The 10,867-nt window shown below is 57.8% G+C and carries 7 protein-coding genes; all 7 read left to right on the top strand.

Features of this window, described 5'->3' with window-relative positions; all coding sequences use genetic code 11:
• Positions 1-2,017 (top strand): PEP-CTERM sorting domain-containing protein (locus KF784_18290; GenBank protein MBX3121013.1); only part of this gene is annotated, 2,017 nt, incomplete at its 5' end.
• A 58-nt stretch (positions 2,018-2,075) separates the two neighbouring features.
• Positions 2,076-3,320, top strand: a complete 1,245-nt coding sequence (locus KF784_18285; GenBank protein MBX3121012.1) for a hypothetical protein — start codon at positions 2,076-2,078, stop codon at positions 3,318-3,320.
• Between the two features lie 416 nt (positions 3,321-3,736).
• Positions 3,737-4,558 (top strand): PEP-CTERM sorting domain-containing protein, encoded by an 822-nt coding sequence (locus KF784_18280; protein MBX3121011.1) that lies wholly within the window; start codon positions 3,737-3,739, stop codon positions 4,556-4,558.
• Positions 4,559-4,669: 111 nt separating this feature from the next.
• Positions 4,670-6,841, top strand: coding sequence for a tetratricopeptide repeat protein (locus tag KF784_18275; GenBank protein MBX3121010.1), 2,172 nt, complete (start codon positions 4,670-4,672; stop codon positions 6,839-6,841).
• Positions 6,842-6,882: 41 nt separating this feature from the next.
• Complete coding sequence (gene xrtW / locus KF784_18270; GenBank protein MBX3121009.1) at positions 6,883-8,481, top strand: exosortase W; 1,599 nt, start codon at positions 6,883-6,885, stop codon at positions 8,479-8,481.
• Positions 8,478-9,602 (top strand): GNAT family N-acetyltransferase, encoded by a 1,125-nt coding sequence (locus tag KF784_18265; protein ID MBX3121008.1) that lies wholly within the window; start codon positions 8,478-8,480, stop codon positions 9,600-9,602. Before xrtW ends, KF784_18265 begins: the two co-directional genes overlap by 4 nt.
• Positions 9,603-9,633: 31 nt before the next feature.
• Entirely contained in the window at positions 9,634-10,638 is a 1,005-nt protein-coding gene (locus tag KF784_18260) for a polysaccharide deacetylase family protein (GenBank protein ID MBX3121007.1), read from the top strand.
• Positions 10,639-10,867: the final 229 nt, after the last annotated feature.

Genomic DNA, 10,867 nt, shown 5'->3' with positions numbered 1-10,867 from the left:
AGCGATTTCTGCGTCTGCGATCGGTGCTGAGGCCGACAGCCGATCTGGAAGGAGACCGATCATGATTCTCCCCCGGTCTGGTATTCGTCTCAGCCTCGTGTGTCTCCAGCTACTGACGGTGTTGATGATAGCGCCGGGTGAGCTTCCCGCGATTCAAATCGCGCCCAATCCGAATCCAACCGGAAATACGATCACCATCACTCCTGCCACGCCTGCTGAAAATCTCGTTCCGTTCACCAATGTCGGGGTCATCAACATACAGCCCTCTGCATCGTTGTCCAACCAGAGTCGATTTGAGAATTTCGGGGGAGGAGTTGTCGGCGGGTGGATCATCAACTCCGGAACCATCACCAATTCGGATGTGTTCATCAACAACAGAATCTTCACCCTGCAGGAAGGATCACGATTCAATAACCTGGCGTCCGGCAGCTATAGCGGCGGCTTGGGCTCGATTGGTATCAAGGGCACCTTTGTCAACGAAGGCACCGTGACGCACAGCCTTGGCTATATCGTAGTCGGGGAAACAGGCGAATATATTCAGCGACAGAGTCTGGGTTCCTCCGTGACGCCAACCACGATTACCCCTGACGCGCCGTTTACAAACGCGGGGCGGATCCACATTGCTGCCGGCGACTTCATCATCGACCCAATTAGCGTACGTGCGGCTTCGGCGACGTACGACCAATCCTCCACAGGCACGACGCAGATTGACGCACGCCTTCAGAACATTGGCGGTACGGTGCGCAATGCGGGTGCGATTACGGTCGGAGCCACCGGTGAGTATCTCCAGCAAAGTCCCATACCTCAATTCTTGGCCGGCAGCACCACGAATACCGGCAGCTTTACCAATGCGGGCACGACCAACATTGCGACAGGTGTCTTCACCAATCAGGGCAGCGTGGCGAACTCAGGCACGTTCACTGTAGGCACGGCCGGGCAGTACGTCCAGGCGGTGCCCACTGGCGGTTCCCCCCAGCCTGGAACGAACAACAGCGGCACCTTTACCAATGCGGGTACGGTGCGCATCGGCGAGGGCACGTCGTTCGGCAACTTCTCCAATCGGACACCACCAGTTGCGCAATATATCCAGCAAGCCAGCGGCACCACCCACATTCACGGGACGTTTCAGGTCGGTGGTGCCAAGGTGGAGAACGCCGGTAGCATGACCGTCGGTTCGACGGGCACGTATCACCAGGCGTTTAATAAGTTTGTGCCGGTGGTCTCCACGACGGTCAACAGCGGGACGTTCGCCAACGCGGGCAGCACGGTGATCAATGCGGGGACCTTCACCAATTACGGGGCCGTGGCGAACTCGGGAACGATTCAGGTCGGCGTTGTCGGCCCAGGGGCCGTCATCAATCATGGCGGTGTCGTGAATACCGGAAGCTTCGAAGTCGCGGCTGCCGGCCAGGTAACGGGTAGCGGGAGTTATGTGCAAACTGCCGCGGCGGCGCAGACGATCGTCAACGGGACGTTTGCGCACAACATCGCTCTGCAGGCGGGTGCGTTGACTGGGAGCGGGACGATCACAGGAACGGTGACGAACACAGGAGGAATGGTCCAGCCAGGGAGTAGCCTGCTGCCCGGCACGCTGACGCTGGCGAGCTATACGCAGGGTGTCTATGGGAGGTTGGACCTTAAGGTTGGAGGGGTGCTTGCCGGGTCTCAATACGACGTCCTCAAAGTCACCGGTCACGGTACGTTCGGGGGCAGTCTCTCCCTCAGCTTGATTAACGGGTTTACGCCGGGATTGGGCAACAGGTTTAACCTCCTCACCTGCTCCCAAGGCTGCTCTGGATTGAATAGCGGAATGTTATTTGGCGGCGGCGTTTCGTTGCCGTCACTCACGTCGGGGCTCGCCTGGGTCAGCGGACTCACGGATGGCGGCAACGGCTTTTCGTTTACTGTCGTCGCCGCTGCTGCGTCTGCACCGGAACCGGGCACGCTGGTGCTCGTCGGTTCAGGCCTTGCCGGGATCGCAGCATGGCGGCGGAGGCAGAGAAGGGCGGGGCGGTGATGCCAGATGTCCGCTCAACTAGATTACACTGGGTTTCTGAAACAGAAGAGAGGGGTGCATGACGAACCAGCGGATCTTCCCTATTATTTTATATGTCTTCCTTCCGGTCCTATTATTTTCCACACTCCACATTAACAGTAACAGCGCGTCAGCCGTATGCTTATCTAGCCTCGCCTTCCCGGGTTTCCCATTAGACATTACTTCCCCTGCGGAGATCTGTTCTCCTGTCGAAAACAGTGGCACTGTCAACGTTAACATTCCTGGAGCCAAAGACCAGGATCCGAAGCCCGAGCTGAAAATTATTACCCTAGTGACTATAGGTGAACCAGGCGGCAGTCTAAACAACAAAGCGGCAATAAACATTAACGAAGGTGTCTTAAGGAATGACACAGGGGCCCTTGTGAATAGTGCCGGGGGAACGATCAACATCAACGGCCAACTCAGTGCGGACGGCTCTGTGAACCAACTGAAGTCCGGGATTCTTAGCGACAACTCTTTTGTTAGGGGTCTTTCAAATTCCGGCACAATTAATATAAACCAAGGCGGCACCTTAAATGCCAATGGCTTCGGAGGGGTGTCCAATACCGGCACAATTAATATGGCTCAGGGGAGTACCTTCAACAGTGGGGGCAGGTTCGTCAATGACAGGAGAACGTTGAGTGATTTGGCCACAGTTACGATGGCGCAGGGCAGTGCCTTCAACATGAGTGGGGGCACGCTCGTGAATAACGGGAAATTCGATATGGTCCAGTCCAGTTCCTTCACCATAAACGGAGGCAGGTTGGAGGGGACTGGCACCATTACAGGGACCGTGAACAATGTTGGTGGCGTCGTGGCACCGGGTGGATTCAATGATGTGCTTCACGCGACGACTGGTAAGCTCAATGTTGGGGGCTATACGCAGGCTGCCAATGGGGCATTGAATTTTATGATTGGCCAACATCAGGGACTTCGTGTTTATACCGCGCTTAATGTAAGCGGACCCATTTCTATACTCGGAGGGACAATTTCCGTGTCGTTGAATACGGGGTTTGTGCCTAAAGTAGGCGACAAGTTTAATATTCTGACAGGCCAGATACAGAGAATATCTCTATCAAGTCCTATCTCGCTCCCGCCACTACCAGCCGGTCAATTCTGGGGTCGTGCAAATTTCGGAAGTTTCTTTGAGCTTTCCGTTCGGCAAGTGCAATCACCCGTGCTGGGCTCTCCCGAGCCCGGTAGCTTTTTGCTGTTTTGTTCCGGTTCCGCATGGCTGGTGGGCCGCTACGGGCGAAAGCATCCGCGAGTGAGGCAGACTGCTTAGACTTGAATCTCGCTACTGCTAAGTCGAGGCAGCACATCCTCGCGTAACGATTTGTCCCCTCGCGACAGGCATAACGCCTTTGTCTCGCAAGGAACAGGCGCGGGGAGGAAATGGCATCTTTTCCTGTCGAACTTGCGCCAATAATCTTTGTCGAACGTCTAAGTAATAATGATCGGATCTCTCAAGTAAGAATCCTAGTATCGTCCTTGTTAGCGAGGTTGTACAAGAGGCTCATGATTGGCCGCAGGACTTCGCGTCATTTTGGATGCCAGGGAGGTGCCCCAATGCTTCTACGGAATTGGATGAGATTAAGTTCGGTAATCGGCTGCATCTTGCTACTCGCCTTCATGTCTATTATCTGCACCCCCTCAACGTCGTCCGCGGACGTTCTCGCATTCGGGCTAGATCCACAGTCAGTGGGCTTCGCTACGACCCACGGTGGTAGTCGTGGCGGCAGCGGAAACATCATCGATTTTGCTGTGCTCCGGCCGAATAGTGCCTTCGATAACGTTTTGGGCAGCAGCTACAAACCTGCCGCAGGTAGCCCGGCCTTTGATTCGAGCAAGTGGACCTATCTCTATCAGGTGGCAAATGCGGCCCCCATCATCGGAGGAACGCCTTCTACCATACAATCATTTGGGTTTAATCCAATACAACAATCTGGTGTACCGAATTTAGCGACGTCCGTCGGGACGTTCGATGGTAACAAGTTGCGATTTGACTTTACGAACCAGGGGACAATCGTTAACGCTCAAGGAAATAATCTCCAGAGCGTGAATGCCTTTGGAATCAACTCAAGTCCGATCGCAAATAGTAACGGAATAAATGTCTCCACAACGTCGTCGCCCCGTAACGTCCCTGGATCCAACGGATTAATATGGAATTTCTCAACCGGAAACTTCGCAACTGGACAAAACCACATCCTTAACGGGATTCAGAATGGGCAGACTAGTCCAGTATTCGGCTTTCAATCGGACGCCTCGCCAAGAACAACGCTTCCTATCCTCGGTTCAGATGGTCGAGTTCAACAAGTTGCATTTGGTCCAGTGCTTAACGGCGTGATTCAGACAAGCACAGGATTCCAGCAATTAATCCCTATTGCTGGAGCATTCAATGTTCCCTTTGCCGGTGGGGGGCTGGGAGCTCCGGAGCCAAGCACAATGTTGCTCATTGGATCGGGATTGGTCGGCTTAGTCAGTCTGCGGCGGAAGCAGTGGAGCCACAAGACGTCGAACTGATTCATGCCAATAGGAGCCCAGCAGAGGAGAGATACGCGTCTCCTCTGCTGGCACCCGGTTGCATGATCCTCAATGATAGGAGTCTACAAGCCAGCCCCAGGCGAGAATGTCATGCCAAGATGGTTCGGCTTCTGCTGTGTTTTAGGCGTCTGCATTATTATCTTATCCTGCACAAAGGCACCATCCGAGCAAGCCGCCAAACACGAGAGTCGTGGCGACGCCTACGTTCAGCAGGAGAAGTTCCGCGAAGCGGTGATCGAATATAAGAACGCCGCGCGAGCGACTCCTGAGAATGCCGTGCTCCAGTGGAAGCTTGCGAAGGCGGCGTTGAAAGGCGGCGACGCTTCCGCAGCCTACCTCGCTCTCAGTCGAGTGGTGCAACTCGATCCCTCCCATTTCGACGCGAAATGGTCGCTCGGCGATTTGTACCTCGCTGCAGGAAAAATGGAAGAGGTCGGCAAGATCGCCGAAGCGCTGGTTGCGGCCAATCCCCAACATCCTGCGGGGTATCTGCTTCGCGCCGCAGTCGCCTTGGGAGCAGATCGGGTCGCGGATGCGATCGGCCTCCTGAAGCAAGCGGTCGAGCTCGATCCGAAGATGGTGGGCCCCCTCCTCACACTTGCGAATATCTATGGTGCACAGCAACAACTCACGCAGGCGGCCGGGTGGTACGACCGAGCCCTAGAAGCCGCTCCCGATTCTGCAGAGGTGCGTGTCGCTCGCGGACATTTCCTGTTTTTTGCCGGAACTCCTGAGGAGGGCCGGAAGGAGTTCCGTAAGGCTGTCGAGTTGAGCCGCGATCAGGAATCCATCAAGCTGATGCTGGCAGAACGGTATGCCGCGCTTGGCCTGCAGGGGGATGCTGAACGAGAACTGTCCGGCCTCGTTGCCGACATGAACTCCCACAAGGCCCGCAAGGCCCTTGCTGAGTTGAAGCTCGCCGCTGGTCAGGTGGCAGAGACAAAACCACTCGTGAGCGCCATTCTCGAAGCCGACGAGCATGACCCGGTGGGCATCTATCTCAAGGGGCGCATCGCCCTTGCGGAGAATGATGTGCCCCAAGCAGTCGGCCTGTTCGAAGAATCCATTGGTCGGAATGCGACCCTCTCCGGACCTCATCTCTACCTGGGCCTGGCCCGATTGACGCAGGGCCGTGTGGATTCAGCACAAGAAGCACTCCGTGAGGCAATCCGGCTTCAGCCTGATAACGAGGCCGCACACCTCACTCTCGCGAAACTGTATCTTGCGCAACAGAAGCAGGCTGAGGCTGAGAAGGAAGCGTGGCAGGCGTTGCGATTGAACCCCGCCAACCTGGAAGCTGCCGTGTTATATGGCGATGCGTACGTCTTGGGGAAAAACTGGGCCAAGGCCGACGAGGTGTATGGCGCGATCGTCAGGCAGCTTCCTGGTCAACCGATTGGCTATGTGAAGATGGCCACTCTCCGCAAAGTGCAGGGGCAGTCGGCCGAGGCCGCGCAGCTCTTCTCCCAAGCCCTTTCGCACGCGCCAAATGATCTGGTCATTCTGCAGGACTACCTCGTGGCACTTGTGGAGTCGAAGCAGGAGCCACGAGCAGATGCGGTTCTTAAGGAGTACCTCTCAAAAGCCTCGCATGATCCGAACCTCTGGAGACTCGCGGGACGGGTGCATCTGTCCCAGCGAAGGACGGACCAGGCTGAGCAGGCCTTGCGGAAGGCCGTCGACCTCGCGCCGGATCTTGCGCTGGTCTACTATGAACTGGGCCAGCTCTATCTAGTGCAGCGCAAGCTGTCTGCCGCCGAGTCGGCGTTTCAGGCTGCGCTCAAGAAGGACGAGACCAATTCGGAGGTCCATACAGCGTTGGGGCTGGTGCTGGCGGCGCAGGGGCGGGTCGATTTGGCGAATACACACTATCGGCGAGCGGTTCAACTTGATCGGCACAACGTGGTGGCTGCCAACAATCTTGCGGCCAGCCTGACCGAACAGCAGGAATTTGACGATGCGCTGGGGTTGGCCCTGGCCGCCCACGATCGGGCACCTTCGAATCCTGGTATTCAGGATACGCTCGGGTGGATCTACTACAAAAAGAACCGGTTTGAGGATGCCCATCGACTGCTCGCGGAAGCCTCGGCGGCGCTCCCGCAGCATCCGACCGTGCGGTACCATCACGCGATGTTGCTCTCGAAGATCGGCAAGCAGGAGGCGGCCCTGTCGGAGCTGAAGACTGCCCTGTCACTCCCTGGTGGATTTCCGGAGGCGGATCGAGCGGCGCGGATGGTAGCGGCCAACAAGATCGATGAGTAGTCTGCGAGTACCCCAGTCGCGATAGTACGTGAGGCCTGCGCGTGGAGAACTCTCTGCTCGATCTTCCCGAGACGGTGCCTGGTTCAAAGCCCTTGCACGTGGTCGCTCGTGCAAAAGCGGATGTGCTCCGCCGCTATTCCGTACTGCTGCGAGCGGCTGGACTCGGCATTCCTCTCATGCTGCTCTCCGCGCCTATTTTAGGCGACCTCTGGAACTTGTGGTGGAACCGGTACGGCTTTTCGCACGGCTTCCTGGTGCCGCTGGTCAGTCTGTACCTCGTCTGGCTTCAGTGGCCCGCGCTGAGGCAGATCCCCATTGAACCGGCATTCGTGCCGGGAATGGTCTGGCTGGTGGTCTCGACAGTGTTGCTCTTGGCGAGCGAAATCGCCGGAGTCATGACGACCGGCAGCCTCGCCCTGATCCTGCTGCTCGCGGGGCTTGTATGGCTTCTCTGCGGATATGCCTACCTGCGGGCACTGGCATTTCCGCTGGCCTATTTGATTTTCATGACGCCGGTACTCGATGGCTTGACCGAGCCTCTTGTCTGGCCCTTCCAACTCCTGACCGCGAACATGTCGGTGGCCATCTTGCAGGCGCTCGGCATTCCCGTATTGCTGGAGCACAGTACCTCCATCATCCTTCCCACTGTGACGTTGGAAGTGGTGCGCGAATGTAGCGGGGCTGGATTGCTCATCGCCGTGCTGGCCATCGGATTGCCGCTGGCCTCCCTCACGTTGGAGGCTTGGTGGAGCCGGATCACCCTGGTGCTGTCGTCGGTCGTGATTGCGATCGTGGCGAATTGGGTGCGCGTGGCAGTCATGGGGATCTACGCACAGGCTGGAGGGAAAGATCTTCACGGCCCCTACCACATTCTTCAAGGGCTGTTTGTCGATTGGGTTGCATTTGGGTTTCTGTTTGTCGGGGCCTGGCTGCTGGGCAAGGTGGAAAAGGTGGAGCCTGCTGCGCCGCTGCCGTTTTTGCAAAGGGAGGAGAAGAGACGTGTTTCCGGACCGGCCTCTCATGGTCGGGCCTTGAATCGTGCCTGGTGGATGGCCTGCGTCACCATTGCAACTGCGACGCTTGCGCTGTACTCCCTTGATCGCGGGACGTCGGGACTCAAGCAAGAGCTGGCAACCTTCCCGACCGTCATCGGCGATTGGGTCATCGACTACCAGCCGAACGATGAATCCCTCGTCGTCCTACCGGATGCTGACGAATCCATTGCGCGGACCTATCGAGCGCCGGACGGCCGAAGAGTGAATCTGTACGTTGCGTATACGAAAACGCAACGTCAGGGAAAAGAACTGGTGGGGATGGGAACTGCTCCGCTTCACGAGAAGGCCAACGCCACAGCGTTGCGGGTCGGGGAGGGTTCGGTCCCGGCGAATCGCACCGTTCTGGAAAAGAGCCGCCGGTCCATCCCGGCCGTGTTTTGGTATCACATCAATGGCAGGAGTTACGCGGGTCGTACTCAGGCGAAACTTGCGACGATCGAACAAGCGTTTCTCCGCGGGCGGACTGATGGCGCACTGGTACTGGTGTCTGCTGAGCCTCGGAAGGATCAACGCGACGACCGGTGGAAGGCACAGGAAGAGTTTGCCGCCGCCATCGTTCCTCTCATGCGGGAGTATCTTCCGTGAAGGCGAACGCTCCGCTCACCATCCGCACTGTGACGACCCTCGATGAATTCAAGGGGCTAGCCGGGGACTGGGAGCAACTGCTTCGCACCGTGCCGGGACATAGTCTGTTTCTCACGTGGGAGTGGCTGTACTACTGGTCGACACATTATCTGAGAGATCATCGGCTCAGAGTGCTCCTGGCGTTCGACGAGCACGAGCGCCTGGTTGGCATTGCACCGTTCTACCTCCGCATCGGAAGGGACCTCGGTCTGATCCCGATGCGGGAATTGCGATTTCTCGGGAGCGAGGCCGTCTGTTCGGCCTACCTCGACATCATTGCGGGCGAGCGAGATAAGCGGGCCGTATGTCGGAGCCTGTATCGATACCTGTTCAACGACGCGAGGAACGACTGGGATATCCTTACGCTTTCTGCGATGCCTGCCGAGTCGTCCACCATCGACGAGTGGAACGAGTTGTACGACGAAGCAGGGAAGGTCGGAGCGGTGGTGGGGACGAGCTGCTGCCCGGTGATTCGGCTGCCGGGCGACGTCGATACCTATCGCACCGGCCTGGGACGAAACAAACGGTATACCGTGCAACGAAAGACCACATGCCTTCAACGGGCCGGACGCATGGAATACGCACGTGCCACGAGTCCTGCCGAGGTTGATGCGGCGTTTGGATCGTTGGTGGCTCTCCATCAGAAGCGGTGGAGCCTGCACGCGAACGGAGGGGTGTTTGCCGATGACCGCGCCCGACAATTTCACCGGGAGGTAGTGCAGGTGCTGAGCGAACGGGGCCGTGTCAGCCTCGATCTGCTCAAGCTGGATGGACGGCCGATCGCGGCAATCTACGGCTTCGTCTACGAGGGCTGTTATTCCTTCTACTTGCCCGGTTTCGATCCGCTAGCCATGCCCAAGGCGAGCCCTGGTCTGCTCCTGCTCCATCACCGTATTGAGGCGGCAATCCGCGAGGGGATGACCACCGTCGATCTGTTGCAGGGAGCACAACCGTACAAATTGGAATGGTCCACCGATCGGCGAAGACTGGTGACCGTGCGGTACTACAATCGGCATGTGCGTGCCGCAGCCCTCAAGCTGTGTGAGGGTGCCAAGCAGGCAATCAAGGTACTGGTCAGATAGCGGGTCGTGGGACATGCAGGGATGCGCACCTATGAAGTTGGTGGTGACGGTCGACGTTGAAGAAGATCAGTGGGGTATCACGCCGCCTTCTCATGCGACGGTCAACAACGTGTACCGCCTGCCCATTCTGCAGAGGTTGTTCGGCGAGTTCGGTATTGTGCCGACCTACCTCCTCACCTACCCCGTCGTCAGGGATGCGCGCGCGGCGGCCATCCTGCGGGGCCTGTTGGACGCCGGCGAATGTGAGATCGGGGCGCATTGCCATCCGTGGACTACGCCGCCGCATGGGGAGAGTTTGACGACGTTCAATAGTATGCTCAGCAACTTGCCGCCGGCCCTGCAGTTTGAAAAGCTGCGATGTTTACACGAAGCCATTGAGGAGACGTTCGACATGGCGCCCATTGCCTTTCGAAGCGGGCGTTGGGGGTTCGACGCGCGCGTGGCGAAGCAGATCGCCAGGCTCGGGTATCGTGTCGACACCTCCGTCACGCCGTATACCTCGTGGACGAAGGAGTCCGGTCCCGATTTCTCGCACGTCTCGCCTTGTCTGTATACCTTCCCGCAGGAGCCGTTCAGCGAGCCTGGTTCGAGAGGCGCGCTTGCTGAAGTTCCCGTGAGCATCGGCTATCTCCATGGGGACTTTCGGGCCTGTGCGAACATGGCGCAACGACTCAGGTTGGAGCCGTTTCGCAGGTTCAAGCTCGGCGGGCTGCTTTCGCGATTGCACGTCTTGCGAAAGGTATGGCTCTCGCCGGAGATGGAAACTCCCTCGAGGATGCTGCAGCTTGTACGGCAGATGAGGCATCAGGGCTATGAGGTCCTGAATCTCGTGTTCCATTCGTCTGCGCTCATGGGGGGGTGTGGGCCGTTCGTCCGGACGAGCGCCGAAGAGCAGCTGTTTCTGGAGAGGCTCAGGACGTTTCTGCATCGTGTGACAGGAGAAGCGGTCACACGTGCCTCTCTATCACGGGTCATCGAGCTCCCAGCGGCCTCGGGGGCGTTTCCGGCAGTTGCGGAGATGTCCCGGGCCGGCTAAGCGCGCGTGGCTAAGTATAGGCGGAATCGGCTCTGTCTGGACGTCAGATGACGCGAGCGCCGCTCCGGTGTTGAGAGATTGAGCGTTCAATGTCCATGGAGAGCACATCGTTGCGCGGCTCCTCGTCCTGCGTCCATGGCTATATGTGGACGTTGCAGCCGTGAGGCCCACGAATCGTTGTGTCAGTATATGTCTGGCGTGAATCTGCGTAAAATTCGTAGTGGCAAGG

The organism is Fimbriimonadaceae bacterium (genome assembly GCA_019638775.1).
Classification (GTDB): Bacteria; Armatimonadota; Fimbriimonadia; order Fimbriimonadales; family Fimbriimonadaceae; genus JAHBTD01.
This window is presented reverse-complemented; position numbering and strand designations above follow the sequence as displayed.

What these genes read in the sequence shown, in the direction of transcription:
- KF784_18260 (MBX3121007.1), top strand. Translation starts at nt 9,634, where the DNA reads ATGAAGTTGGTGGTGACGGTCGACGTTGAAGAAGATCAGTGGGGTATC.
- KF784_18275 (MBX3121010.1), top strand. Translation starts at nt 4,670, where the DNA reads ATGCCAAGATGGTTCGGCTTCTGCTGTGTTTTAGGCGTCTGCATTATT.
- KF784_18285 (MBX3121012.1), top strand. Translation starts at nt 2,076, where the DNA reads ATGACGAACCAGCGGATCTTCCCTATTATTTTATATGTCTTCCTTCCG.